Annotated in this window: 21 protein-coding genes; 13 read left to right on the top strand and 8 right to left on the bottom strand. The window is 58.1% G+C overall.

Features of this window, described 5'->3' with window-relative positions; translation table 11 throughout:
- Window positions 1-28: 28 nt before the first annotated feature.
- Window positions 29-688 (top strand): PAQR family membrane homeostasis protein TrhA, encoded by a 660-nt coding sequence (gene trhA / locus PPP56_RS09800; protein WP_353563863.1) that lies wholly within the window; start codon window positions 29-31, stop codon window positions 686-688.
- Between the two features lie 86 nt (window positions 689-774).
- Here the strand turns inward: trhA and PPP56_RS09795 are convergent, their stop codons facing one another.
- Window positions 775-2,421 carry a bifunctional aminoglycoside phosphotransferase/ATP-binding protein gene (locus PPP56_RS09795; protein WP_353563862.1) on the bottom strand — a complete coding sequence of 549 codons (1,647 nt, stop codon included), beginning with the start codon at window positions 2,419-2,421 and terminating at the stop codon, window positions 775-777.
- A gap of 129 nt (window positions 2,422-2,550) precedes the next feature.
- Entirely contained in the window at window positions 2,551-2,760 is a 210-nt protein-coding gene (locus PPP56_RS09790; protein ID WP_353563861.1) for a hypothetical protein, read from the bottom strand.
- A 287-nt stretch (window positions 2,761-3,047) separates the two neighbouring features.
- Here PPP56_RS09790 and PPP56_RS09785 point away from each other — a divergent pair, with 287 nt between their 5' ends.
- From PPP56_RS09785 to PPP56_RS09755, 7 genes are all read left to right on the top strand, one after another.
- Window positions 3,048-3,659, top strand: coding sequence for a TetR/AcrR family transcriptional regulator (locus PPP56_RS09785; protein WP_353563860.1), 612 nt, complete (start codon window positions 3,048-3,050; stop codon window positions 3,657-3,659).
- Between the two features lie 233 nt (window positions 3,660-3,892).
- The gene (locus tag PPP56_RS09780) at window positions 3,893-5,800 is read left to right on the top strand and encodes an AMP-dependent synthetase/ligase (protein WP_353563859.1); all 1,908 of its coding nucleotides are present in this window, start codon (window positions 3,893-3,895) and stop codon (window positions 5,798-5,800) included.
- A gap of 304 nt (window positions 5,801-6,104) precedes the next feature.
- Window positions 6,105-8,513, top strand: a complete 2,409-nt coding sequence (locus tag PPP56_RS09775) for a 3-hydroxyacyl-CoA dehydrogenase/enoyl-CoA hydratase family protein (protein WP_353563858.1) — start codon at window positions 6,105-6,107, stop codon at window positions 8,511-8,513.
- A 41-nt stretch (window positions 8,514-8,554) separates the two neighbouring features.
- Window positions 8,555-9,745: a thiolase family protein gene (locus tag PPP56_RS09770; RefSeq protein ID WP_353563857.1), complete on the top strand. Its 1,191-nt coding sequence runs from the start codon at window positions 8,555-8,557 to the stop codon at window positions 9,743-9,745.
- 225 nt (window positions 9,746-9,970) lie between these two features.
- Complete coding sequence (locus PPP56_RS09765; RefSeq protein WP_353563856.1) at window positions 9,971-10,777, top strand: squalene/phytoene synthase family protein; 807 nt, start codon at window positions 9,971-9,973, stop codon at window positions 10,775-10,777.
- A gap of 167 nt (window positions 10,778-10,944) precedes the next feature.
- Window positions 10,945-11,589, top strand: coding sequence for a thioredoxin family protein (locus PPP56_RS09760; RefSeq protein WP_353563855.1), 645 nt, complete (start codon window positions 10,945-10,947; stop codon window positions 11,587-11,589).
- A 12-nt stretch (window positions 11,590-11,601) separates the two neighbouring features.
- Window positions 11,602-12,408, top strand: a complete 807-nt coding sequence (locus PPP56_RS09755) for a TerB family tellurite resistance protein (RefSeq protein WP_353563854.1) — start codon at window positions 11,602-11,604, stop codon at window positions 12,406-12,408.
- 244 nt (window positions 12,409-12,652) lie between these two features.
- Here PPP56_RS09755 and malQ read toward each other — a convergent pair whose 3' ends face one another.
- The 3 genes from malQ to PPP56_RS09740 all read right to left on the bottom strand — a co-directional run bounded on the left by malQ (window position 12,653) and on the right by PPP56_RS09740 (window position 16,723).
- A complete protein-coding gene (malQ, locus tag PPP56_RS09750) occupies window positions 12,653-14,248 on the bottom strand; it encodes a 4-alpha-glucanotransferase (RefSeq protein WP_353563853.1) in 1,596 nt (531 codons plus the stop codon).
- Between the two features lie 16 nt (window positions 14,249-14,264).
- The gene (locus tag PPP56_RS09745) at window positions 14,265-16,100 is read right to left on the bottom strand and encodes a PH domain-containing protein (protein ID WP_353563852.1); all 1,836 of its coding nucleotides are present in this window, start codon (window positions 16,098-16,100) and stop codon (window positions 14,265-14,267) included.
- A gap of 74 nt (window positions 16,101-16,174) precedes the next feature.
- On the bottom strand, window positions 16,175-16,723 hold the full coding sequence (locus tag PPP56_RS09740; protein WP_353563851.1) for a PH domain-containing protein: 549 nt from the start codon (window positions 16,721-16,723) through the stop codon (window positions 16,175-16,177).
- A 1,187-nt stretch (window positions 16,724-17,910) separates the two neighbouring features.
- Between PPP56_RS09740 and PPP56_RS09735 the strand changes: the two genes are divergently transcribed.
- The 5 genes from PPP56_RS09735 to PPP56_RS09715 all read left to right on the top strand — a co-directional run bounded on the left by PPP56_RS09735 (window position 17,911) and on the right by PPP56_RS09715 (window position 22,762).
- Window positions 17,911-18,936, top strand: coding sequence for a sensor histidine kinase (locus PPP56_RS09735; protein WP_353563850.1), 1,026 nt, complete (start codon window positions 17,911-17,913; stop codon window positions 18,934-18,936).
- 80 nt (window positions 18,937-19,016) lie between these two features.
- Complete coding sequence (locus tag PPP56_RS09730; protein ID WP_353563849.1) at window positions 19,017-19,889, top strand: NAD-dependent epimerase/dehydratase family protein; 873 nt, start codon at window positions 19,017-19,019, stop codon at window positions 19,887-19,889.
- 360 nt (window positions 19,890-20,249) lie between these two features.
- On the top strand, window positions 20,250-21,248 hold the full coding sequence (gene egtD / locus PPP56_RS09725; protein ID WP_353563848.1) for an L-histidine N(alpha)-methyltransferase: 999 nt from the start codon (window positions 20,250-20,252) through the stop codon (window positions 21,246-21,248).
- An 85-nt stretch (window positions 21,249-21,333) separates the two neighbouring features.
- Window positions 21,334-21,957: a hypothetical protein gene (locus PPP56_RS09720; protein WP_353563847.1), complete on the top strand. Its 624-nt coding sequence runs from the start codon at window positions 21,334-21,336 to the stop codon at window positions 21,955-21,957.
- A 262-nt stretch (window positions 21,958-22,219) separates the two neighbouring features.
- On the top strand, window positions 22,220-22,762 hold the full coding sequence (locus PPP56_RS09715) for an inorganic diphosphatase (protein ID WP_353563846.1): 543 nt from the start codon (window positions 22,220-22,222) through the stop codon (window positions 22,760-22,762).
- 246 nt (window positions 22,763-23,008) lie between these two features.
- Here the strand turns inward: PPP56_RS09715 and PPP56_RS09710 are convergent, their stop codons facing one another.
- From PPP56_RS09710 to PPP56_RS09700, 3 genes are all read right to left on the bottom strand, one after another.
- A complete protein-coding gene (locus tag PPP56_RS09710; protein ID WP_353563845.1) occupies window positions 23,009-23,590 on the bottom strand; it encodes a hypothetical protein in 582 nt (193 codons plus the stop codon).
- A 70-nt stretch (window positions 23,591-23,660) separates the two neighbouring features.
- On the bottom strand, window positions 23,661-24,494 hold the full coding sequence (locus PPP56_RS09705; RefSeq protein ID WP_353563844.1) for a ParA family protein: 834 nt from the start codon (window positions 24,492-24,494) through the stop codon (window positions 23,661-23,663).
- A 325-nt stretch (window positions 24,495-24,819) separates the two neighbouring features.
- Window positions 24,820-25,635, bottom strand: an 816-nt coding sequence (locus PPP56_RS09700) for a ParA family protein (RefSeq protein WP_353563843.1), incomplete at its 5' end; no start/stop codon positions are given.

Below are 25,635 nucleotides of genomic sequence, written 5' to 3'. Positions count from 1 at the left end.
CATGTAGCGATCTACACGCCCTCTGCCCATGAGTCCAACCCGTCCTGCCACCGCGCCCCATCAGTCGCATCTGGAAGAGCTGGTCAACAGCATCACGCACGGGGTTGGGCTCGTGTTGAGTCTGATTGGCGGGGGCGTGCTGCTGGCGCTGGCCCTGACGTATGGCACGGCGGTGCACATCGTGAGCTGCGCGCTGTACGGCGCCACCCTTGTATTTCTGTACGGAGCCTCAACCTTCTACCACGCGGTAACGCGTCCGCGTCTCAAGTACATAGCGCGCGTGCTCGACCATGTGGGGATCTATCTGCTGATTGCAGGTACCTACACGCCGTTTCTGGCGGTAATGGTGCCTGAGCCGCTGGGATGGGGGGGGCTGGGGCTCGTGTGGGGCTGTGCGATCCTCGGATTGCTGTTCAAGCTCCTATCGCGTCACCGATTTCACTGGATCGCTGTGGTGCCTTACGTGGTAATGGGCTGGATCGGTATTCTCTTTGCGCAGCCCCTCATCGAGGCTCTCTCGTGGGAGGTGTTTGGATGGATTCTGGCGGGCGGTGTGGTGTACACCAGTGGGGTCGTGTTTTTCGGGTGGAACCGCCTGCCCTTCAACCATGCCGTGTGGCACGTCTTTGTAATGGGAGGGAGCGCCATCCATTACGTAGCGGTCTTGCGATACGTGCTCCCGCAATAATCCTATAGAAGAATAATCCCATAGCAAGAACGCCTGCAGCCAGGCGACAGCCAGACGACAGCTGGGCCGACAGCCCATCTACCACGCTACTTAAGCTGGATGAGCGCCTTCAAGATCTGAACGGTCGTATCCTCGGGCTCTCCGGTTGCTTCTACCTGTACATGGCGGGCATCTTCAAGCGCATCGGGCGCCTCGTAGCGGGCGGTGAGCAGCTCGAAGTCCTCAGCGCGCGCATCCGACACGACATCGGGCTGCGACGCGCGTGCTGCAAGGCGGCTCTTCAGCTGCTCATCAGGGGCAACGAGCTCAGCGAAGAGAGGGGGGCAGTGTGACAGGCGTTTCCGAAGGGCCTCGCGCGTGCTCCGATGGCTGTACGTAGCGTCGAGGATAAGGCCCGACCCGTCTGCAACAGCGCCGACCGCCTGCTCGGCCAGCGCGTCGTAGGTGCGCTCTGACATAGCGCTGCTGTAGAGCTCTGCGCGCGTCTCGGCATCGGGGCGCTCATGCAGCGGCAACCCGGCGAGGCGCTTGCGCACCTGGTCGGACGAGGCGACTGGCCAGCCGAGGGCCTTGTGCAGCGCCTGGGCCTGCGTGCTCTTGCCCGTGCCCGGGCGCCCCATCACAACGACCACGCGCGGCGTGTTGCCGGCCACGAAGTAGCGGAGCGCCCACTGGTAGAACGTCTGGCTGTCGCGCTTGCACACGGTGCGGGCGTCCCCGGTGATGTCGGGGTCATCGAGCTTCATGCCGTTAACCTTTCCGCGCACAAACGCGCGATAGCTCTTGTAGAAGTCCGTCAGGCGGGCCAGGTTCGGGTCGCCGAGCGCGTCGGCAATGGCATTGACGAAGTAGCGCGCCAGGTCGGGGCGTCCGTTCACGTCGAGCTCCATCGCGAGAAACGCGACGTCGCTCGCAATATCGATATGACGAAATCGCGTCGTGAACTCGATACAGTCATAGATGCAGACGCCGTCCTCGCTGAGATGCACATGTTCGAGCCGGAGATCGCCGTGTGCATCCACAATATGCCCCTTGGCGCGCCGCTCGTGAAACAGCAGAGCGTGGTGGTCCATGAAGCGCTCGGCCGCATACTGCAGAGCGCGGTACGCAGGCTCTGTGAGGAGTCCGCCGCGATGCGGAACGGCCTGCTCAAAGTTTTCCCGGATGTTAGCCCATATCCGGTCAACGCGCCCGTTTGCCGCAACTTCCGGGGATGAAGGGCGTGCTGCGTAGAAGTCGGCCAAGACGTCAACCACCGCATCGAGGTCAGACTCCGTTAGCGTGCCGCGTTCGAGGCGAGCATCCAGAAAGTCATCGTGGGGAAGCATCTTCATCTTGACAGCGACCTCCACGACGTTGCTATCGTCTTCGAGACGAAGGCCATCGGGCGTACGGGAAATGGGCACCACATCCTCGTAGATGCTTCCACAGAGGCGGCTGTTCAACCGGATCTCCTCCTCGCAGTAGTGGCGCCGCTGTGCCAACGTAGTGAAGTCGAGAAAGCCCAGATCCACTGATTTCTTGATCTTGTAGACATACGGAGGTGCCAGCGCCACGTACGAGATGTGCGTCTGCACAACGTGGATCTGGTCAGGCGTGTAGGGATAAGCCTCAGCCCGTTCAAGAGCCTCGCGCAGCGCGCGTCCCGAGAGGGAAGAGTCAGAGCGCGGCGAATCCGGGGCGGATGAAGGGGGCGGCTCAGACGGATCCGATGTAGCAGAAGGCGCAGACATAGAAGCAGGGATAGAGAAGGAAAGCCGTTAAGGAGCGAGAGGAACGGTTGGGCCTGCGACTGCAGTGCAAGGCAGGAGACCGGAGAGACGGTTCGCGGGAGGGTGGGCCGAAGAGACCGGTGGGACAGGCTATGGGACCTGTTCAACCTGTGTCGTATCGGCCGGTGTACTGTCGTCTTCCATTGCTGATTCGGCAGCTGAGACAAGAAAGTAAGCACTCCCCACAGCTGTGGCTATTGCCAGAACAATCATGAAGGTGACGAGCGCACGGGTACCCAGCGGGCCCAGTGGACGCGGGGTTGAGGGGTCTTCGTGGGGGGGCGGAGCCTGATCAGGCATGAAGCGAAGAACGCGAATGGAAAGCGAATGCGATAGCGTCGTTTCATAAGCCCGACGCGGGGCATAAGTTCATCAGAAAGCGCTGTACTGGCGCAGCGTACAGTCAACCGCAGAGAAATTATAGGACAATGCGAAGAGAATATGACCCAGGTGGTTGAATATGCCATGAGATGTGTTGTACGTTACGAATATGTTAGCGTGCCTTTCTCGCGATGCGATGCGAAGATACGGGGCGTGATCATACGCTGCTGAGCGACTTGAAGTACGTGTTCACCAAATAAGCTGCCATGAGCGACGCTTCCCCCCACAACGGCGACCTGCGCCGCGCTATCCTGGATACAACCCGCCGTCTTCTGGTGAAGAAGGGGTATCACAACCTATCGATGCGCAAGATTGCGCAATCAATCAATTACAGTGCGACCAGCATCTACCTTCATTTCGACAGCAAAGACGCCCTGCTGCACGCCCTGATCGACGAAGGAATGCAGCGCCTGTATGATGCATTTAGCGACATCGTAAGCGCATTTGATGATGAACCCGTAGCGCGGCTTCGTGCTCTCTGCGAGCAGTTTATTACTTTTGGTCTTGAAAATCCGGAGTACTACGAGATCATGTTTCAGCTGCGTCCGGAGCAGATGGAGCGCTACCCGGCTGAGAAATACCGCCGGGCGCGCCGCAACTTAGACACGATTGCGGAAGCGCTTGCTGAAGGTGCAGAAACCGGCGTTTTTGCTGTCGAGGATGCACGCGTGGCAGCCAGTGCGATCTGGGCCTCGCTGCATGGCACCGTGTCGCTACTCATCGCCGAGCGTGTCGACATTCGGATCGACCGTTCGGATTTTATCGAAACGGCGATTCGTCAGACGCTGCGTAGCTACACGGTACCGTCGGTAGCCTGATATCTGCGATGGATCGTCGACCCGCGGGCCAGCCATGCTTGTATTACGACACCCGTATTCTGACACGATAGATTGACTTATGTGACATCATAGATTAACCACACTACAGGGCGTTATCGTGCTACGGGGTGCCGTACAGCATTAATGCCGTACCAACGCAGCCCAGCCTATAACACGACCCTATCAGAAGCTCTACAGACCGTTCACCACGTAACTAAAATCCCTCTGCATCTATGCCTGGACCGATCCATACCGCACCTCCATCTTCAGGAGATCCCGTATTGGGAAAGACGCTGCCCGATCTCATGTATGAAGCGGCCGAGCGCTATCCCAATCCCCGCTCGTTCAACCAGCCCACGGCTCCGGTGAAGTGGCAGCCCATGGGACTTCCCGACTTTCGCGTGCAGTCCGAAGAGCTGGCACTGGGCCTGCGGGAGCTGGGACTGGAACGGGGCGATAAGGTGGCTTTCCTGCTGGAAAGCGACGTTAACTTCTGCCTCGCGGATATGGGCTGCCTGATCGCGGGATTGATCGATGTGCCTATCTACCTGTCGCACGGTCCCGACCAGATGGCCTATGTGATGGAGCATGCCGAAGCCCGTGCCCTGATCGTAGCCGACAATACGCGACTTGCTCAGGCGGCTCAGATCCTCGATGATTTACCTAACATCGAAACCGTCATCCTCGCAGAGGATGATGGGGGCATCGATGCTGAGCTGCCCGATCGGGTCACGTTACATACAATGGACGAGGTGCGATCTATCGGACGCGATACGACCACCGATCGCGCAGCAGCGGCACAGGAGCTGTGTGCACAAATTAGCCCCGACGACCTGGCTACGCTCATCTACACGAGCGGCACCACGGGCATGCCCAAAGGGGTTATGCTTACACACCAGAATATCTCATCGAACGCCACGACGGCGCTGAATGAACTGACCGGGCTGGAGAAGGCTGCGGGTGGTGAGACCGTGATCTCGTTTCTGCCGATGACGCACATCTTCGCCCGGGCCCTGCACTACGGGTTTATGTGGATCGGCGCCAGCGTGTACTTCACGCATCCAGACAACCTCGTGCAAGCGCTTCCGGTCGTGCAGCCCACCGCCTTTGCCTCAGTGCCGCGCGTGCTGGAGAAGGTGTACGCGGGCATCCAGAAGAAAATAATGGATATGACAGGCGCGCAGCACCAGATCGGAAGCTGGGCGCTTGGCCTCGCGGAAGACTATGACATGACGCAGTCGCCGTCGTTGATCGAGAACCTGCAGCTTAGCATCGCGGACAAGCTGGTTTTCAAGAAGTGGCGTGCCGCGCTTGGCGGGCAGGTGAAGTATATCGTGGTTGGCGGTGCGGCCCTACAGCCGAACCTGGCTAACCTGATGGCAGCCGCTGGAGTCACGATCTTGCAGGGCTACGGACTCACCGAAACGAGTCCGGTCATCAGCTTTACGCGTCCGGAGCGCAACATGCCTGGCACCGTTGGCGAGCCGCTCCCGGGCGTAGAGGTGCGCATCGCCGACGATAACGAGATTTTGACGCGCGGTCCGCATGTGATGCAGGGCTACTACAAGGCGCCTGAAAAGACGAAAAAAGTGCTCACCGATGACGGCTGGTTTCATACAGGTGATATTGGGAAGTTTGATGACAAAGGCAATCTGATGATCACCGATCGGAAGAAATCGCTCTTCAAGCTTTCAACCGGTAAATATGTCATTCCACAGCCGATTCAGAACGCGCTGGCCAGCGAGGCGCTGATCGATAAAGCCGTCGTGATAGGAAACGGACGCAAGTACTGCAGCGCGCTGATCTTCCCCAATGAAGATCAGGTGCGTGCCGTCGCGCGGCGTGAGGGGCTCGACGAAGACGCGCCCTTCTCGGACCTGTTAGAGAACAGCGTAATCTATGAGGCGATGGCCAAACTGGTCAAAGATGCGAACAAAGGCATGGACCACTGGTCGACCGTGAAACGATTTGTGCTGATCCCCGACGAACTAACCCCCGAGTCGGGGCTGCTTACCCCGACTCTCAAGGTGAAGCGTCCGGTTGTACAAGATACCTATGCCGATGACATCGACGCGCTCTACGACGCTGACGACGGAACGGTGCACCGTACAGAACGCGGCACTGTGATCGTAACGCTGTAGACCAGGCGCTGTAGATCCGGCCATCGCGTAGTATACCGTGGCAGGGGGCATTGCGGCGCCCTGCACCCGGCCCTTACATCCGGTTTGTAGCACCGGTGTGCTGGAATACCAAGTAAAACCGCATAAAACCAACTGCAAGCGCTTCCATCTTTAAGAGGTGCTTTGTAGGTTAACACCGTTAAGCTCGCATCTAAGCCGGTGCGTGCGCTTTTAGCGCATTCCCCCTGTGCGCATTCTCCCTGTGCTCAGATGACCTTGCACCCAAACGACATTCACCCGCTCACTTAACCAACTGAAGGTTCTTATGGAAACGACATCCGTATCCACCCGCTCCTTGCAGGTGGCCACGCCCACCACACACCGCCCGTTTCGCACGGCTGCGGTGCTGGGCGCAGGCACCATGGGCGCACAGATCGCTGCTCACCTGGCCAATGCCGGACTCAACGTGCACCTGCTTGACATTGCAGGCGACGACGATCCGAATAGCGTCGTTAAGAAAAGCTTCAAGCAGACCCGCAAAGCCAGTCCCGACCCGTTTGTGAACGACGAGGCGGCCGAGCGCATCACGCTGGGCAACTTCGACGATCACTTCGAGCGCATCGCCGAGGCCGACTGGGTCATTGAGGCGGTGGTTGAGCGCATGGACATCAAGCGCAGTATCCACGAACGCGTGGAGCAGCATGCCGCTGACGATGCCGTTATCTCTACGAACACCAGCGGTTTGCCTATCAACGAAATCGCCGAAGGGCGCTCTGATGCGTTCAAGCAGCGCTTTCTGGGCACGCACTTTTTCAATCCGCCGCGCTACCTGGAACTGCTTGAGCTGATTCCGACGGCGGATACTGCGCCCGATCTCGTAGAGCGTGTGGCGCAGTTTGGGCGCGTGCACCTGGGCAAAAGCATTGTCGTCGCCAACGATGTGCCGTACTTTATCGGCAACCGCGTAGGCGTCTACGGGCAGCTGCAGGCGCTGCGCTTCTTCACCGACGGCGACTACACAATCGAGGAGATCGACACCCTTACCGGACCGCTCGTCGGGCGTCCGAAGTCGGCGACCTTCCGCACGGCCGACCTGGTGGGCCTCGACGTGCTGCTCGACGTCACCCAGAACCTGTACGACAAAGTCGAGGACGACGAGCAGCGCGAGGCCTTTCACGCGCCCGACCTGCTGCAGAAGCTGGTGGAGGCAGGCAAACTGGGCCAGAAGACCCGGGCCGGGTTCTACACCAAAGACGACGGCGAAATCAAGTCGGTCGATCCGGATACGCTGGAGTACACGTTTGCCGAAGAGCAAGACCTCGGCGACCTCCGCGCGATCAAGAAGGCGGGCGATCTGACGGCCCGTCTGCAGGCGCTCTGGAACGACGACGGACGCGCAGGCCACTTCTTCCGCGAAACGACGCTCGACCTCTTGGCCTACAGCGCCAACCGCATCGGTGAGATCACCGAGAACCCCGCCGACGTCGACCGCGCCATCCGATGGGGCTTTGGCTGGGAGATGGGGCCGTTCGAGATGTGGGATGCGCTGGGGGTTCAGCGGGTCCTCGATGCGCTCTCCGACCAGGATCGTATGGTGCCCGACTGGGTCGACGCGCTCGCGAACCGAGACGATGCTGCTTTTTATCGGACCGATGATGGTGCGCAGCAGGTCTACCGCCCAAGCGATGCCACCTACATTGACGATGCCGCCCCACGCGACGAACTCACCCTCGCATCCATTAAAACCGATGCCGACCGCACGCTCTGGCAGAACGACGAGGCGGCGCTGCTCGACATCGGCGATGGCGTGGCGCTCTTTGAGTTCCGCTCGAAGGCGAATGCGCTGGGCCAACAGGTGATGCGCGGGCTGCACGAGGTCATCAATCGCGTTGAGGACAACCCGAACCTGCGCGGACTGGTCATCGGCAACGAAGGCAAAAACTTCAGCGTAGGGGCCAACCTGGGCGAGATGGCCGAATCGGCCATGCAGGGCGACTTTCAGGCGATTGGTGCCTACATCAAGCAGTTTCAGCAGACGATCCAGAAGGTGCGCTATGCCACCAAGCCCGTGGTTGTCGCCACGCACCAGAAAGTGCTGGGCGGCGGCTGCGAGATGGCGATGGCGTGTCCGCAGCCGGTCGCCTCGCTCGAAACCTACATCGGGCTTGTGGAGCTGGGCGTGGGGCTGATTCCCGCGGGTACCGGCACTATGCGCATGGCGGCGTGGGCCGACCAGCGCGCGGCGAGCGACCACCCGAGCGACATCCAGGCGATCTTGCGCGGCTACTTCGAGACGATCGCGATGGCTGAGGTCGCAGAGAGCGCCCACCAGGCGATCGGCAACGGCATCTTGCCGGAACACACAACCATCGTGATGCACGACAAGCGCCGCCTGCATGTCGCGAAGCAGCAGGTGATTGCCAAGAGCGAGCAGGGCTACTTGCCGCCGCCGACGCTCGATCGCATCAAGGTGCTGGGCGAGCCCGGACGCGCGGCGTTCGACGTAGCGCTGCACCAGTACAAGGAGGGCGGCTACATCAGCGAGTACGACCAGTTCCTGGCGCACAAGCTGGCCTACGTGATGACGGGCGGCGACCTGAGCGCGCCGCAAGAGGTCGACGAGCAGTACCTGCTCGACCTGGAGGTCGACGTGTTCTTGAGCCTCCTGGGTGAAGAGAAAACCCAGGCACGCGTAGAGCACATCCTGAAGCACAATAAGCCGCTGCGTAACTAAGCCCACGCTCGCATCCCTTAACAAATCCAACGCACTCAACCATGCAAGCAACCAACGAAGCATTTATTGTAAGCAGCGTGCGCACCGCCGTCGGCAAGGCCGATCGCGGCACGCTGCGTACCACGCGTCCCGAAACGCTGGGCGCTGAAGCGATCAAGGGCGCACTGGCTCGGGTGGGCGGACTCTCGCCCGACGACGTCGACGACGTGATCATGGGCTGTGCCTTTCCGGAAGGCCCGCAGGGCATGAACATGGGGCGTGCCATCGCCCAGAAAGCGGGGCTGCCCGACCACGTGCCCGGCGCTACCGTGAACCGTTTCTGCTCGTCTGGACTGCAGACCATTGCGATGGCCACGCAGGCGATCGTGACCGGGCAGGCCGACGTGATGGTGGCCGGCGGCGCTGAGTCCATGAGCCACGTGCCCATGAGCGGCTTCTACTTTCAGCCGGATCCGGAGCTTACGGAGACCGATCCCGACTACTTCGTGTCGATGGGCATCACCGCCGAGAATGTGGCCGACAAGTATGGCATTTCGCGCGAAGACCAGGACGCGTTTGCGCTGCGCTCGCACGAGCGCGCCGCAGATGCGGTGCAGAGCGGACGCTTCGACGACGAGATCGTACCGCTTGATGTAAGTATTCGCCACTACGATAACGGCGAGGTGCACGAGCAATCGACCACCTTCGATACCGACGAGGGGCCGCGCTTCGACACCAGCATGGACGCGCTGGGCGGATTGCGTCCGGCCTTTCGCAAAGGTGGCAGCGTCACAGCAGGCAACGCATCGCAGCGCTCGGATGGCGGCGCCGCTACCGTGGTAGTGAGTGAGAAGAAGCTCGCCGAGATTGACGCCGACCCGATCGGCCGCCTCGTAAGCTTTGCGGTTGCCGGTGTAGCGCCGGAGCTGATGGGGATTGGCCCGGTCGAGGCCATTCCGAAAGCGCTCAGTCAGGCGGGCCTCTCGCTTGATGATATCGGGCTCGTCGAATTGAACGAAGCTTTTGCCGCACAGGCAGTGGCGGTGATCCGCGAAACGGGACTCGACCCGGAGATCGTGAACGTGAACGGCGGCGCGATTGCGCTGGGCCACCCGCTCGGCTGCACCGGTGCTAAGCTCACCGCAACGCTGCTTCACGAAATGCGGCGCCGCGGCATCCGCTACGGCCTGTGCACCATGTGCGTAGGTGGCGGCATGGGCGCAGCAGGTATCATTGAAAACCTGGATGCATAGCGCATCGCGTTGCACCCAGGCCATATGCCATCCAACGCCCCGGCTCACCACGAGTCGGGGCGTTTTTGTGGATGCGAACGGGGCTGCTACGGTCCCTATTCGGATGCGAAACAGAGCCTGTGAATCTCTCGCAGGGGAGCTATGCTGGCAAACGAGACGTGCAGTTGGTCGTATGGGTGTTGCGCAATACACACCATCACTGCGTCACCAACCCATCCTCTCGCCGTGCCTGTGCCCGACACCGACTTACCACGTCCGTATGAGAGCGGATGGCCTCGTGCCACACGCGCCGCTGCACAGGCATTCTGGGACTGGCACGACACCCTGCGCGACGCGGCACCCACCTCAGAGCGGGTGCTCGACGCAGATTGCAAGGCAGCCGATGCGGGCGAGCGCCTGCGCCTGGTGCCCGATGCGGTGTCAGAGGCGGCGTATGAGGCGTGCCGCGAACATGGACTGAAGCGTCGCTACTTGGCTGCGCAGGTGCACGGGCTGAAGCATCACCAGCCGCCGGTACGCTACGAAACGGGTGCCGACCTGAAACGCTTTCTGGATCGCTGGGTCGTTCCGCACGGTCGCCTTCTGGCCGGACTGGTGCCGGGGGCCGGGTCGCTCAAGCGTGCGACCGACCATCTGAGCCGCGGGTTTTTCTATACCGCCATGGTCACCCATCTGCCGCAGCATCTGGCTGACGACCGGCTGTATATACCGTTGAGCGACATCGAGCAGGTTGGGACTTCCGTGCGGGAGCTGCGCCGGGCGTCTGTAACCGAGCCGGTGCGCAAGCTGCTCTGGAAGCAGAGCATCCGTGCGCGCGACGCGCTGGCACACGGCCACCCGGCCCTCACCCGGCTCTCGTGGCGCCCAAAGTGGCGCCTCAAGTTCTGGTGGCTCGGCGCCCTGGAGGTGCTTAGCGAGGTTGAGCGCCGCGACTTCGACGTGTGGAGCGAGCCCATAGCGCTTGATCGCTGGCACACCGCACAGGTATATCTGCAAACCTACCTGGGGCGCGCTACCGGCCGTATGTCGTGAGGCAGTCACACATCCAAGAAATCCACGAAGTAGTGCACTGGACGTGAGAGCAGCCCCAGCACGTTCTGGCGTGTAACGGCAGTCCGGGCCCGGATACACAGGCCCACCTGCAAAGAGAGACCATACCCCCGTTGTTCACACCTTTACTCACATAGCATCCACACATTATGTCTGAGACCCAATCTACCGCATCCCCCCAGACCGTTGATCTGGAGCGCGTGCAGCGTGACGGCATGACGTACGACGAGTACATGGCGTACTGGGAGGCCGAGCGCGATGCGCCATTGCCCGATGATGCCGGCGCGGGCGACCGTCGCATGAAGCATTATCTGAACTACAATCACGAGCGGCAGGCCACGGTGCACGACAGCTACGCTCCGTCTGAGACGCTGCAAGAGGCGCTTGAAGCCGTTGAGGAGCCGCAGACCTGGATGGTGATCACTGAGCCGTGGTGTGGCGATTCGGCCTTCTCGCTTCCGGTTATTGCTGAAGCGGCGGAGGCGCACCCCGAGATCGATCTGCGCATTGTGCTGCGCGACGAGAATCTGGATCTGATGGATCGCTTCCTGACAGGCGGCTCGCGCAGCATCCCCAAGCTGGCCGTGCTCAGCGAAGCCGGCACTGTACGTTTTACGTGGGGGCCACGCCCGAAACCTGCGCAAGACCGTTACGATGCGTTAAATGCCGATGGAAAGGATAAGATGGAGATTGTGAACGAACTGCTTAATTGGTATGATGAGGGCGGATGGCAGCACGTAGACCGTGAACTGGCTGATGCGCTGCGGGCTGCTTCGCCCCCTTCTTCATCGTAGTATTCTGTTGTTATGCCTGACGCTCACTGGACCCCTGCTCACGATATTGCGCTGCTGTACATGGCCGCAGCTTATGGATTCGACGATAGCCTGTCGGATGCAGAGGCGGTGTCGGTGCAAGAGGCGCTGGCACCCTGGGCTGCAGGGTACAGTCTCGATGTGCGCGAAACGCTAATAGAAGCGGCGACGCTGCTGGCAGAGGGCGACACCCCCGATCGCGAGGTGGCGGAGGCTGTAGCGCGGCTCTCTGATGAGTTCAGTCCCGACCATCACAGCGACATTCTGAAGGGGCTTGTGAGCATTGCAGAGGCAGACGGTGTGCTTCTGCAGCACGAGCAGGGGCTCATTACGCACGTAGCGAAAACGTGGGGACACAAGGCGCTTGGCGAGCAGCTAATGGACAACACGACTGCAGCGGTGCAGTCGGGCGATGAGGACTGGAGCTTGATACACGAGCTGGCCTTTCTGTTCGTGGCCGTAGCCCACGCCGGCAACCACGAGCTCAACAGCGACGAGGTCGCGATGGTAAAGAAACGGCTGGGTCCGTGGCACCCCGACCTGGGCGCCTCGGCGATTGAGGACGTCATTCGTACGGCGCTGCAGGTCTATGCGGCATCCGACCAGGCCCTCATTCAGGACGTGGTGCGCACGCTCAAGCAAGCCCTTCCGGATGTGCAGCGCCTGGCCGTGCTTGACGATCTGTACTGCGTAGCCCGTGCCGACGGCCCAATCACCGATGAAGAGGAGTCGCTCATTGAAGCGCTTGGCCGGTCGTGGGACGTGCAGGTGCGTCTTTCGCCTACATGCGGAGACGCGTAGCGAAGGGAGACATAGAGCCCCGTGCATATCGCTCCCGGTGTATTGTGCATTCTATGTTGTCGCATTCTATAATAGAGCGCCGAAGAGTACACGCCGGATACGACAAACAAGACGCGCACGTGCTTTTTTGGCACGTGCGCGTCTTATTTGTGCTATGAGCATTGTGTTATAGTGGAGGAAGAAGCCGCACGGTTAGCGAGTGTAGGGGCGAACCGCTGGCTTCACTGGTCAGTATGCTGAGACCTCAGGGCTCCGAGGCATCAGATGAAGACGCACTGGCCTCAGCATCTTTCGGGGTGGATGACTTATCTGCCTCGGTGCTATCTACCTCGGTGCTATCTGAAGAGGGGGCACGCCCGTATGCCTGCGTCCAGGAGCGCAGGCGGTCGAATCCGTCATGATCGAGCAGCGCCTCAGGCATACGCCAGCTCCAGTTGCCCGTGTCCGTGCCAGGGACGTTCATGCGTGCGTCCGAGCCAAGCCCGACAACGTCTTGCACGGGAATAACCACGCGGTCGGCGGCGGAGGCCCACAGCATGCGCTGCGCTTCGTACTCGACGGAGGGCGCATGCTCCAGGTCGAGATACGTGCGTGCGTACTCTTTTTCACGAGTGGTGGCGTCGTCGTGCCACCAGCCCTGGAGCGTGTTGTTATCGTGCGTGCCGGTGTAGGCAACCGTGTTGCGCGGATAGTTGTGGGGCAGGAAGATATTGTCGGCATCCGTCTCGAACGCGAACTGCAGCACGACCATACCGGGCAGGTTGAAGGCATCGCGCAGCTCGTAGACCGAGTCGGTGATGTCGCCAAGGTCCTCGGCGACAATGGGGAGCGTTCCCAGTTCTTGCTGCAGATGCGCAAAGAACGACGCGCCCGGACCGTCTTCCCAGTGTCCATCAACGGCAGTTTCTGCGGTGGAGGGGATAGCCCAGTAAGCATCGAAGCCGCGAAAGTGATCGAGGCGCAGCAGGTCGACCTGGTCGAGGACGTGCGACATGCGGCGTGTCCACCACGCGAAGTCGCGCTCGGCCATTTTGTCCCAGCGGTAGAGCGGGTTGCCCCAGCGTTGGCCTTCGGGGCTGAAGTAGTCGGGGGGCACCCCTGCTACTGCTGTGGGCTGGCCGTCGGCATCCAACCGAAATAGCTCCTGGTTGGCCCACACGTCGGCGCTGTCGTGCGCGACATAGATAGGCAGGTCTCCAAAAAACTGAATATCGCGCTGTGCGCAGTAGGCCTTCAGGGTATTCCATTGCCGGAAGAAGAGAAACTGCCAGAAGGCATGCTTGCGGCAGTCCGTTTCATACTCGTCGCGGGCAGCGGCGATGGCATCGTCGTCGTAGCGAGCAAGCGGAGCGGGCCACTCTGTCCAGGGCACGCCGCCGTGGGCGCTGCGCAGGGCGCGGTAGAGCACATAGTCGTCGAGCCAGTGGGCGGCACGGTTACGGAAGCGAGCAAACTCGGTCTGCGCGGTAGCAGATGCATTATCGAAGCGCTCGAAGGCTGCGGTGAGCATCCGGGTTTTGTGCTCGTAGACCGCGTGATAATCGACCCGGTCAGCAGGCAGCGCACGCAGCGGGGCGACTTCGTCTTCGGTGACGAGCCCCGCATCGAGCAAGGGGGTGGGACTGATAAGAAGCGGACTTCCGGCAAAGGTCGACCGGCTGCTGTAGGGCGACCCCGAGGGTCCGGTGGGTCCGGTGGGGAGCACCTGCCACAGCTGCTGATGAGCCGAGGCAAGGCGATCGGCAAAGGCATAAGCCCCATCGCCAAGATCACCAATGCCGTATGGACTGGGCAGTGAGGTAATGTGGGCGAGGAGTCCGCTCTGGCGAGCGTCAGACATAGAGCGATTGAGGAGATTATGAGGAAGAGTCACGAGGGAGCGGAAGCGCCCGCGGTACGGCGTTGGGATCGACAAGAGACGGTCGGGCGTCGGTGCTGGCAGGAGGGGCTGTGGCGGTGGCCACCATAGACCGGTAGAGCGAATGGAACTGGCCGTGGAGCGTATCGACGGCACCGTCTGCCGTCTGGGCGTCAACGTCGATGATATCCGGGTAGGCAAAGGCGGATGCGCCAGCGGTATCTACGAAGAGCGTTTTGAGGCGGAGGCGGCGCTGCAGCACGCTATCGGTAGCATAGAAGACCTGATAGCGGTTGATAGGCATCATCCAGAGGTAGTGGCGCAGCACGCCACGGCGTACGTACAGGCCATCTTGCCCAATAGCATACCGATGATAGTGGTAATGCAGGTAGGCAGCTACGCCAAGCGCTGGCACGGCGAGGAGTCCCCACCATGGCAGGGCAATGTCGTACGGATGCCACCAACCGCTGGGCCAGAAGTAGACAGCAGGAGCCAGCACAGCCAGCAGCACGCCCAGGCGCCGCAGGAAGTGGCGGCGGATTGTGAGGGGCGACACGCGCTCAAACGTTTCGGGCAGGTCGAGCGGGCGCACATGGTTTGCGAGGTCGAGCACGGTAGACCAGCGGGCGAAAGGAGCAACAACGCGCTGCCCCTGCTGGTCAGTGTTCAGTCCCATGGTCTGTACCTCAAGCGTATACCATCCGAAGGCGCGCATCAGCGGTGTGGTTTGGACGATCATGACCTGCACCTTGGCCAGTGGGATCGTGCCTTCGGTGACAGTGAACAGGCCATGGCGTTTGCGCAGTTTGCCCTCTTCCATCCAGAGCGTGAAGCCATAGTAGCGGTTCAGGGTGAGCAGGATGCCAGAGAGCCATCCTAAGAGTGCCGCCAAGATGACAGTGGTGAGGACGGTAAGAACAGGGGAGTCGTACATTGCTTCGACGACGACATCGATACGATCCTGCGATAGTAGGAACCAGTTGGTCAGGGTCTCCGGATCTACAAACTGGAGGACGGAGAAGATCACTGCGAGGTAGAAGAGCGAGAAGCGAAACGCGCCGGCCAGCAGCACATGAGGCAGCGACATAGAGAACAGCGTTTCGGAGCGTGGGGTCGCGTCTTCTGCGTCGTTGGAGCTTGACTCCGAATCGCTGGCCTGGGCATCGGCAGCACGCTGATAGGTGCGCACGGCCGTACGGATCTTATGCGCCTGACGGAGGCTCACGTACTCAATGCTTGCTTCGGTAGACGCGCTGCCTGCGGTTTCGAGGCGCACCTGTGCGAGGTTCAGGAATCGCGCCAGCAGGCGCTGCTCGATCTCGACGTTCTGAACGCGCTCGATCGGGATGCTGCGATTCTGCCGATTGATGACGCCGCTCTGAATTACGATCTGACGCGGGGTGATGCGGTAGCTAAACCGCAGGTACTGCAGAATAATCGCTGGAACAGCAAAGACGGCATACACGCCTCCCAGAAAAAGAGGCATCCAGATCGTTGAGTCTGGATTGGTGAGCGTAGGTAGCAGAATCAGTGCCAGGGCAGGCAGAGTAGCCAGAAAGCGCAAAAACAGCGTAAGGGGGTGTAGACGCTGCGGCTCACGCACGGCCCCCAGCAGCCCGTTATCGCCTTCAGATGCGCCTTCAGATGCGCTCTCAGATGTGTCCTCGGGTGCATCACTGGCAGGTGCGCTACGGTCGCCGGCGTTCATAGCATCCACATTGGTTCCATTATCCGAGGCATCCTCCGCGACCGGGGAAGAGGCAGGGCGGTCGGTAGGTGCATCGGAAGATGCAGGATCGGAAGGTAGGTCAGCGCCGGGAGATGTAGAGGACATAACGGGGGTGGACGAAGCGTCAGAAGCGTGGGCTACCTTACAGGCTGCCGCATTGGATGAGCCGCGGCGTGCTGCTACAGCACATCTTCGGTGAGCGGGTCATTCAGAATATACTGCTTGACCTCGTCGCGGATGCGTTCAGCGGTGCTAAGAGGGAGGCCGGGGATCACCACATCGCTTGATCGGGTGCCCGCTGTGTGAATGATCAGCCGTCCGAGATCAAACTCACGCTCAAAGATGTCTTGCGACACATCGAGGTGTTGGATGCGGCGCAGTGGTACCACGGTGCGTACGTGTGTAATGACGCCATACTCAAGGACCAGCTCATCCTCGTGCAACTCATACCCCCACGCGTCATAGCGCCAGCGTGGCCACACAAGAATATACAGAACCATACAGATGAGGACGCCTGTCACGATCCCGAGCAGCATGGTCCAGTCGGTTCCCGAAAAAAAACGGGTGACCGCATAGAACAGAATGCCCAGGAAGATGACGGTGTGTAGCAGGCACAGCTTGATACGCCACACTGAGCGGATGTCAGGGTCAAGTGCCGTAAGGCTGCTGGAGGGCAGCAACGCACGTGGTGATACACCGGGCGAAGAGAGCGTAGACGGTAGATCCATAAGAGGGAAGGCACGAATCAGAAAGCTTTACTCATAGCAGTTGGGTAGATACAGGTTTCAGGAGATGCCGCACGTGTGCGGTGCGTTTCTTGTTGGACAGCCTTACAGTGCGGTGCTCTTGAAGAGAGCAATGAGCAGAAAGGTAGAACACACGCGTTTTTTGCCGAGTGTCATCCATAAGAGCACCTTATCTCAATCCCAACATCAGGGATCTTAGTGCTGTGAAGATAGTGTGTGGGAATGGTGCAGCCTATAATTAGTCCATAGCAAAAAGCACAACGAAGAGAATTGCTACAGAAGGGCTAAATCGAAAGAATGTGTTATAGTATAAAGTAGTATAAAAGCACATTCCAAATATCTCAGGCCAGATTCGGATCGGGATAAGCAACAGGACGGCTTTCCCGGTCTGGTCCCCAAATCGTAGCCTGAGGATCGTTACACTATGCAACGTTGCGGTATGCAACGATGCGTGTCTCCATTAATGGCGGCAGCACAAGCCTTAAAGAAGACACTATCTTGTTGTCTCAACGTAGCGGCTTGAGATTCAAGAGAGGAAGATCGTCTCTCAAGAATCTCCTGCGTCAATCCCGTCACTGAAGTCTGGGATGTCAATTCAGATATGCGTTCTGTTGTAATACTGGTTCTGTATACCAGGTCAAGAAGCTGCTACGTCGTTTAGCTTCTGCCTGGTGTGGATGCCTTCTGAATCGTATCACGTGACTTTTGGGAAAGGCGCACGTCCAACATCCCATAGCACGCCATTATGTCCAAAAGACTGCGTACAGCTCATGAAATGGTGTTCTGATACGGAAATCCAAGAAGTTGACACAGATCCCAAACATTTTGAGACGTATAGACAAGCGCTGATGCTGCAGGGTCACGTTATTGCACCTGTGTCTGTAAGTAAAAGGCGCAGAGACTACACGCTTTTCGATCATATCCAAGAAAGGTTCTCAACTATGCATCTTACGCGCTGGCAGTCGCATCTAACGGTTTCGATGAGAGAGAGGAAAACCCAGGAGCGCCATTCAAAACGTTTTACTCGGTTCCGATTAGCGAACCAGCGTATCAAGGAGTACGAAGGGTCTGGCAGTGCCAGCGAAGGTACTCCCGATAAAGGCACTTCAGATCCAGATTATGCTTTGTCACGGCCATACCAGATTCCGATACAGTCCCCTCGAAGCTCCATGCTGCTCGTACTCATCTCGCCGTTGCTTTTCCGATACGAGGCGCTTCTGCCTATTCTCGGGTACGTCATGATCGGTGTTGCAATCGTTGCTTTCTTGGTATGGGGATACCGGCACATGCGCGCACGCAATCAGCGCCTTGAAAGGCTTGTGGAGCAGCGCACAGCCCGTATCCAGCTGCAGGCGCGGCAGCTCGCACGCTACAACGCTGAGCTGATTCGAAGCAACAAGATGCTGCAGCGCACAGTGGATGAGAAGTCGCAGGTGTTAGGCGTTGCCGCACACGACCTGAAAAACGCGGTGTTTGGCATCCAGGCGCTTTCAGAAGTGATGCTTGAAGACAAGACGCACTCTGAAGCCACAGCCCGCCGGCTCGGTCTTATCCATAACTCAGCCGATGAGGCCATGGAACTGATCATGAATCTGCTTTCCTCGGCGGCCAGCAGTGTACATGGGTCCATGGAGAAGCGTCCTTTCGACTTAAATAGCATGGCTGAACTCGTAACACACAGCTTTACAGCACAGGCCGAGCGCAAAAATCAGTCAATCACATGCTTTGTGCCGCCCGAACCTGTTCTGGTCGAAGGCGATGAAGATCGCCTGCGTGAAGCAGTCAACAACCTGGTTAGCAACGCCGTCAAGTACTCTCCGCTTGACAGTACAATCAGCATCGAAGTTGTGGGCAGTAACAGTCATGCTTATATCTCGGTTGAAGACGAAGGGCCAGGCATTGGAGAGCACGAACAAGAAGAACTGTTTAAACCCTTCGAGCGGCTCTCTACGAAGCCAACGGGAAACGAAGGCTCATCCGGGCTCGGACTGTACATTGTAAAACAGATCGTAGAACGTCATCAAGGGCACATCGAGGTCGACTCAGAGAAAGGCAACGGGAGCACGTTCACAATTGCGCTGCCTCGCATCGAGGCGCCCCAGGAAGACAAGCCCTCAGACGGCGTGCCGCATGAGCGTTCTGCACCACCTACGCTCTCATTTGAAGCCTCGGCAGTGGCCGAACTTCGCAATTAAATACCCATAGATAAGCTATGGTAGAAAAGCATACGTCGCATGTACGTACGCGTCGTAATCGGCACACATTGCTTTAAGCTATGGCTTTTTCAACGTCGCTGCCTTCTGTTAGCATTGTTGGATGCGGATGGGTTGGGTTGCCTGCCGGGCAGATGCTCGCTTCGCAAGAATACTTGGTGCGGGGAAGCACCACGCGAGCATCACGGCAAGAGGTTCTGGCAGATGCGGGCATTTCTCCGTTTGTAACAACCCTGCAGCCAGCCCCAGCGCCAGAAGCGCCTGCGCTCTTCAAAAGCGATATCCTGCTGTGTACCCTGCCTCCGGGACGCTCCAATGCAACGGCAGCTAACGAAAACACATACGCTGCCCAGATCAGAGCCCTGATGCAGCAGGCAAAGACTCACGATGTGGGGCGCGTCATCTATACCAGTTCAACGGGAGTATATCCTCCAGTGAACGGCACGGTAGACGAGTCGGATTTTGACCCCCAGCATCCTGAAGACTTCGATGCCCCTGCGCGCCACACAGCCCATGCTGTGCGAAAAGCGGAACGGATCATCACCGCAGCATACCCTGAGGCATCGGTTCTGCTGCGCCTGGGGGGGTTGTTTGGACCTGAGCGACACCCCGGGCGATTCATTGCAGGACGCACCAACGTGGCGCGCCCTCATGGACCGGTAAATATGGTGCACCGCGATGATGTAGTCGGTGCCATCACGCATGTCATCCGTAACGATGTGCGCGAAGGAATATTCAACGTTGTTGCGCCGAAACATCCTACACGCCGTGTTTTCTATGAAGCAGCTGCCACAGACTACGGGGGCACCCCCCCTACGTTTGGACCTGCTGAAGGGCCAACCGGCAAGCGGGTGTCGTCAGCACGTCTGGTAGAAACCCTGGGATACACATTTCAACATCCAGATCCGATAGCCTTATTTCAGCAGCAGGCATAACGTGCGCATCCTTTCTGGTGCCCCTTCGGCGACCACAATACGCTTTCAATAAAAGGCCTGGTACATTGCACGGTATACTGCCTGAAAGTCCTCTCTGCGATCTGCATTATGCTCGTTGAGCAGTAAAGTGTATTCGTGGCAGAAGGTGTAACGTTTTAAGGAAAGGTGACCACACAGCGTGTGCATGCCTTACTTTTGTGGAGAGATCCCCTTTTCTAATAATTAAGGCTCGCACAAGTCAAGAATAGCAGCCGGTGTCTCCTATCGTCCTGTTCGATATGGTCGTGTTCGAAAATTGCCGGCTTCAGCTACGACGCTGCACTCCCGTCTCTACCCCCCACACCTTGTCTCAGGTTCTCTATGTTTTCTACGCTTGCCTCCGGTGTCCACTCGCTTGTCGACTGCAACCCAACATCCGACTCGTTCCGTGCTGACGTGCAGGAGGGATTAAACCGAGAGGACAAGCACATCCCATCAAAGTACCTGTACGACGAGCGTGGCTCCGCCCTGTTTGATAAGATCTGCGAGCTGGATGCGTATTATCCTACGCGAACCGAGAAGCAGATCATGCGCACCTATGAAAGCGAAATTGCCACGGCTGTAGGTGCCCATGCAGCTATTCTCGAGTACGGAAGCGGGAGCAGCGAGAAAACGCATCTGTTACTTCAGGCGCTTGAATCTCCTGCTGCGTACGTGCCTATCGACATCTCCAAAGAGCACTTGATGGCTGCAGCCGAGCGGATTGCTGATTCCTTTCCCAATCTACCCGTTATGCCCGTCTGTGCTGATTACACGGCACGCGTGCCCATGCCGGTACAGAAGGAGGCGTATCGCCGTGCTCTGGCCTACTATCCGGGCTCTACGATCGGCAACTTTCTTCCGGAGCGCGCCGTCTCGTTTCTTGCGCAGATGCGCGCGCAGGTGGGGGAAGGCGGAGGTATACTCATCGGAGTCGACCTCAAGAAAGATCCAGACCGTCTCCGCCATGCATACAATGACCCAAAGGGGGTTACAGCTGCATTCAATAAGAATCTGTTGCGACGCATCAACAAAGAGCTGGGAGCGGATTTTAACCTGGACGCTTTTAAGCATGAGGCACGTTGGGTGTCTGAAGAAGGTCGCATCGAAATGCACCTGGTAAGCACCAGAGCGCAAGCCGTTCGGATTGTTGATGAGACCATCTCGTTTGAAGAGGGCGAATCGATCTGTACCGAGTACTCACACAAGTACACGATAGAAGGCTTCACGGCACTGGCCCGGCAGGCAGGGTTGGGTATTAACGCCACCTGGACCGACGCGGATAGTCTATTTAGCATCCACTATGCAACTCCTACAAACGGGGTCGTTTCGGATTCGTAATCGTTGCGTGAAACGAACCCCCTGTTCGGGCCTTGGAAAGAAAGGCTTCTACTCGTCAGTTTCAAGCACGAAAACACGAAGCACTATGGCTAACACATTTGCACTTGGCATCGCGATCGCCGAAGGTGAGTCTTCGGAAGCAGCGCTTACTATCGTAGAACGCGAAGAAGAAGGCGACCCTTCATTTGTTGTGCATGAGACAACTGTAGCCCCCTTTGACGGTGATGTCGAAGCGCTTGCATCAGATGTACAGGGGCGGCTGGCAGAAGAGCCATACACAGCACGCTCGTCCGTTGTTGTGCGCGTAGACAACGACAAAGGAGACGCGCTCGCCCAGGCTCTGCGCAGCCGCGGCGTACGTCCCGTTCGGGCACGGGTGCGAGCCGCTGATGAAGGCGCAGAGCCCGAAGCTGACGATGAAGTGGTTGTGGATGCGCACGCTGAGCTCTTTGCGCTAAGCAATGCACACCGTGGTGGAACGCTCCGTATGGGGCATCACAGCACAGAAGACGCAACGCGACTGGCACGTATGCTTGGCCATCTTATTGATGACGGTAACGAGGGAAGCGAGATTCGAGCCGACTACCTGGACGCACAGGGCCTGAGCGCGCTCATAGCGTACTGGTGGAGCAACGAACAAAAGGCCGATCCTACCGAGCGACTGCGTGCAGATCTGCCGGGAACGGAGTCTTCTGATATTGCTGCATAGCATAGGTCATGACCCTGTATAGTGGCCGTCCTGATTGAGGCATTCCTGGGAGAAAACTGTCAGAACGCAAGACAGCGCTCTCAGGCGCCTCCGCTCGGCGGATGTAGCACATGACGCACGAGAGCAGGCCCATTCTATGTGAAATCACCTGCATTCCATATAGCACCGAACGGCGGCACTGGCTTTCAGTGGCGCCGTTCCGTATTGTAGTAACCCTATACATGTATCGCGACTGCTTTGCACTGCACGATAGAAGATCTTTATGCACCACCCTTGGCACGACATCTCCGTAGGGCCCGACGCCCCCGACATCATTGAAGTCATCATCGAAATTCCACAAGGGGGCAAGGTAAAGTATGAGTTAGATAAAGAGAGTGGAATGCTCCGAGTAGACCGCATGCTCTACTCATCGGTTGTCTACCCGGCTAACTACGGCTTTATTCCGCAGTCATATGCCGACGACGACGACCCGCTGGATGCACTCGTGCTAGCACAAGAGCCGGTACAGCCGCTCTGCCTGCTGCGTGCACGTCCTATCGGGCTTATGAACATGGTTGACGATGGCGAAAACGACGCAAAAGTGATCTGCATCCATGTTGATGACCCGGCCTTCAATGGGTACCACGACATCTCTGACCTCCCTGAGCATCGCCTCCGTGAACTGAAACGCTTCTTCCAGGACTACAAAAAGCTGGAAGACAAAGAGGTAATGGTCAACGACTTTGCCGATGCTGAAGTAGCTCGTAAGATTGTGGCAGATAGTCTTGTCCAATATAAAGACAAGTACGGTGCCTCTGCTGCATAGCCAAAAGACGCGGAGGGCGTGTGTCTCCCACATGTTTGCGACCTCTGTAGCACGCTGCGTGACTGCCCGTGAGTAGACTTTATGCGCGGTGCGTGAGTTAAGTCAGCAAGCTTCGTAAACAAAAACAGAGAGAGGTGCTGTACGAACACAGCACCTCTTTTGCGTTTGGGGCCATCAATTCTACATGCTTCGTTCCCCGAGCATGCAAGTAACAGAGATGGCAGGGTCTATACAGCAGCCAAACAATCAGAAGTCGAACAGGGAGCGTGGCTCGTTCATTTCGAGCGTGATGATCAGTTTCTTGCTAACCGGCTTGGCTGATGGCTGCGCTTCAGAAACTGCGATATGCTGAAAAGACCAACCGCTCTCCAGCGCGTCATTAACCTCTGCTAAGTCGTCGCGCCCAGCACGGTATGGCACAACAAACTTCTGGGTGCGCTTCACTGCATCATCGCTGCTCCCGTCTCCCCGCGAACGATCTGCAGCATGTGACTGCGACTTAGGTTGTTCATGAGAATGGGTTGGGGGCTGCGTAACCGAGCGGGGGGCGTGGCCACCGCCTTCGTTGGGCGCAGCTGAACTGGCATCTACCGGTTTCTGCTCAAACGGAGAGGCGTCTCCGAGCAGTCTGTCAGAAGACGGCCAGCCTCCGTCAGCGTCACGCCTGGGCCCGTGCGACGTATGCGATGTAGTGGATCCATGCTCAGAGGTGGCTTGTTCTGAAGATGAATCTCTTGAGGAAGCAGGCGACGCGTCTTCCTGGAGCAGGGGGTCGTCTTCAGGGGTGTCGAAAAAGTCCTCAAAGATCGAGGAGAGAGATAAGAGCATAATAGTCGGGTGCCTGTATGAAGAAGGGCCCGGATTGCACAGGGAAAGTCCTCTGCGGGCATTTCGGAGGTCATGAGCCCGTAGCCGGGGCACTGCGCTTTTGCTTGTTCTGACGAATGGTCTGGTAGACCTCGCCGTATCGTTTCAGGCGGGTAGCAACCTCGCGAGAGAGCGCATCGTACTCGGTGGCTGCCTGCGACGCGGGTGCGTACTCGAAAATTGACTTTCCACTGCCGGGAGCCGATTCAAGAGCAGGGTCTTCATGAATCACAGTGTCGAAGACTTTGCCTCCGTAGTGCTCGCGCACCTGGTGGATAATGGTATCGGCCTGCTCGCTCTGTTCGGGAACACGTGTCATCAGAACGCCGAGTACGGGAGCGGCCTGCCCCATATTTTGTCGTACGTTATGCACCACTTCGCCCAGACTGATAATCCCTTCAAGCGATAGGTAGGACGGCGATACCGGGATGATAAACCCGTCAGCAGCAACCAACGCGTTGATCGTGAGCAGTGAAGTGGAAGGGGCGCAATCTATAATCACAACATCGTAGGCGTCGCCGACGCTGTCGATAAGCCGGTTAAGGTGCTGCTCGCGCCGTGAAGTGTTTCCAAGGCGAGTATCCGCATTGGCAAGCCGAAGCGAGCCTGTAAGCAGGTCGAGGTTGGGAATAGATAGATTGTGCAATGCGTCTGAAAGCGATGCATCGCCGTACATTACGTCAGCAACAGAAGGGTTTAGCTCAGAGCGAGGAACCCCGAGCGCAAGCGACGCTGAGCCTTGACTGTCAAGGTCGATCAGAAGTACGCGTTTTCCTTGCTTGGCCAATCCAACGGAGAGGTTTATGCTCGTGGTTGTCTTCGCAACCCCTCCCTTGTTGTTAACGACTGGAATAGTCTGAAGCATATCGATGTGGATAGTGTATAGAGAACTCGCGCTGCGTAAAACGCTTCCCGCACATACCACTGCCCGCAAACACTGAGCCAGATGGTGTAGAGCATCGACGCTATCTGAGATGCGTTACATGAAACACAGAGGCAAGAATGCACTGGATGAAACAGGTATGTCCGTAAGGATACCAGGTCCTGTGGTTTCTTCAAGTATGCGCCAACGCCATGACTGCATGTTTCGTTGATGTGTACATGCCCCTTCAGCGTGATAAGATCAGATTTAGCATGAGACAGTCTCGAAAAGCAACGCAGACGAAAGATAAAAGGCGCTGCAATCGTACTCATGCCAGAAAGGGCGCGCTCTGCGCAGGTGTAGCGCGAATTCCGTGTAGAACACTATCGTATTCTTCCCATCGCTGGGTAATTTCTTCGGCCAAGTTATTATATCCGATAGACGCCTCCGCATAAGGGGCAAAGCGAACCAGAGGATCATGTGACTGAAGCGCCTGCTCTACAGCGTCGTCTTTAGGAATAACAGTATCGAAAACATTGCGATGATAATGGTTGCGGAGCGAGCGGACAGCGCGTACAGACTCAGGGCAATCTTCTACCATCTGGGTGATCACGATGCCCAGCAGTGTAATGGACGCACCATGCACATCGCGCATCTTCTTGACGAGTTGCCCCAGACTCTTTAATCCCTCAAATGAGAGCGGAGAAGGATGCGTTGGTATGAGTAGGTCGCTTGATGCTAACAGAGCGTTCTGCGTGACAACCGAAAGAGCCGGCGGGCAATCGATAAGCACAGCGTGATATGTTGATGCAACCTCGGCGGTAGAAAGAGCTTGCTTGAGACGTTCAACACCTTCCGAGGTGGCATCAAGACGTAGACCAGCATGGGCAAGGTCAATCGAAGCAGGAATAAGATCAACATTTGGCCATACGTTGTGGTAACATGCGCTCTGAACTGTGCGCTTGTTAAACAACATGTCGGCCGTTGAAGGCCCTGAAGCGAGCTGCTTTCGAGACAAACCCATAGCCAACGACGCAGAACACTGGCTATCCATATCGAGAAGTAGGATGCGCTTGTTGCTTGTTGCAAGGGTAGCAGCCAGATTCAAGGCGGTTGTCGTTTTCCCAACGCCCCCTTTGTGATT

It is taken from the genome of Longimonas sp. (assembly GCF_040409695.1).
Taxonomy (GTDB): Bacteria; Bacteroidota; Rhodothermia; order Rhodothermales; family Salinibacteraceae; genus Longimonas.
This window is presented reverse-complemented; position numbering and strand designations above follow the sequence as displayed.

Coding starts and splice junctions, on each gene's coding strand:
- PPP56_RS09770 (WP_353563857.1), top strand. CDS start 8,555: ATGCAAGCAACCAACGAAGCATTTATTGTAAGCAGCGTGCGCACCGCC.
- PPP56_RS09710 (WP_353563845.1), bottom strand. CDS start 23,590: ATGCTCTTATCTCTCTCCTCGATCTTTGAGGACTTTTTCGACACCCCT.
- PPP56_RS09705 (WP_353563844.1), bottom strand. CDS start 24,494: ATGCTTCAGACTATTCCAGTCGTTAACAACAAGGGAGGGGTTGCGAAG.
- malQ (WP_353563853.1), bottom strand. CDS start 14,248: ATGTCTGACGCTCGCCAGAGCGGACTCCTCGCCCACATTACCTCACTG.
- egtD (WP_353563848.1), top strand. CDS start 20,250: ATGTTTTCTACGCTTGCCTCCGGTGTCCACTCGCTTGTCGACTGCAAC.
- PPP56_RS09745 (WP_353563852.1), bottom strand. CDS start 16,100: ATGTCCTCTACATCTCCCGGCGCTGACCTACCTTCCGATCCTGCATCT.
- PPP56_RS09775 (WP_353563858.1), top strand. CDS start 6,105: ATGGAAACGACATCCGTATCCACCCGCTCCTTGCAGGTGGCCACGCCC.
- PPP56_RS09720 (WP_353563847.1), top strand. CDS start 21,334: ATGGCTAACACATTTGCACTTGGCATCGCGATCGCCGAAGGTGAGTCT.
- PPP56_RS09785 (WP_353563860.1), top strand. CDS start 3,048: ATGAGCGACGCTTCCCCCCACAACGGCGACCTGCGCCGCGCTATCCTG.
- PPP56_RS09780 (WP_353563859.1), top strand. CDS start 3,893: ATGCCTGGACCGATCCATACCGCACCTCCATCTTCAGGAGATCCCGTA.
- PPP56_RS09740 (WP_353563851.1), bottom strand. CDS start 16,723: ATGGATCTACCGTCTACGCTCTCTTCGCCCGGTGTATCACCACGTGCG.
- trhA (WP_353563863.1), top strand. CDS start 29: ATGAGTCCAACCCGTCCTGCCACCGCGCCCCATCAGTCGCATCTGGAA.
- PPP56_RS09755 (WP_353563854.1), top strand. CDS start 11,602: ATGCCTGACGCTCACTGGACCCCTGCTCACGATATTGCGCTGCTGTAC.
- PPP56_RS09730 (WP_353563849.1), top strand. CDS start 19,017: ATGGCTTTTTCAACGTCGCTGCCTTCTGTTAGCATTGTTGGATGCGGA.
- PPP56_RS09715 (WP_353563846.1), top strand. CDS start 22,220: ATGCACCACCCTTGGCACGACATCTCCGTAGGGCCCGACGCCCCCGAC.
- PPP56_RS09760 (WP_353563855.1), top strand. CDS start 10,945: ATGTCTGAGACCCAATCTACCGCATCCCCCCAGACCGTTGATCTGGAG.
- PPP56_RS09795 (WP_353563862.1), bottom strand. CDS start 2,421: ATGTCTGCGCCTTCTGCTACATCGGATCCGTCTGAGCCGCCCCCTTCA.
- PPP56_RS09790 (WP_353563861.1), bottom strand. CDS start 2,760: ATGCCTGATCAGGCTCCGCCCCCCCACGAAGACCCCTCAACCCCGCGT.
- PPP56_RS09735 (WP_353563850.1), top strand. CDS start 17,911: ATGCTGCTCGTACTCATCTCGCCGTTGCTTTTCCGATACGAGGCGCTT.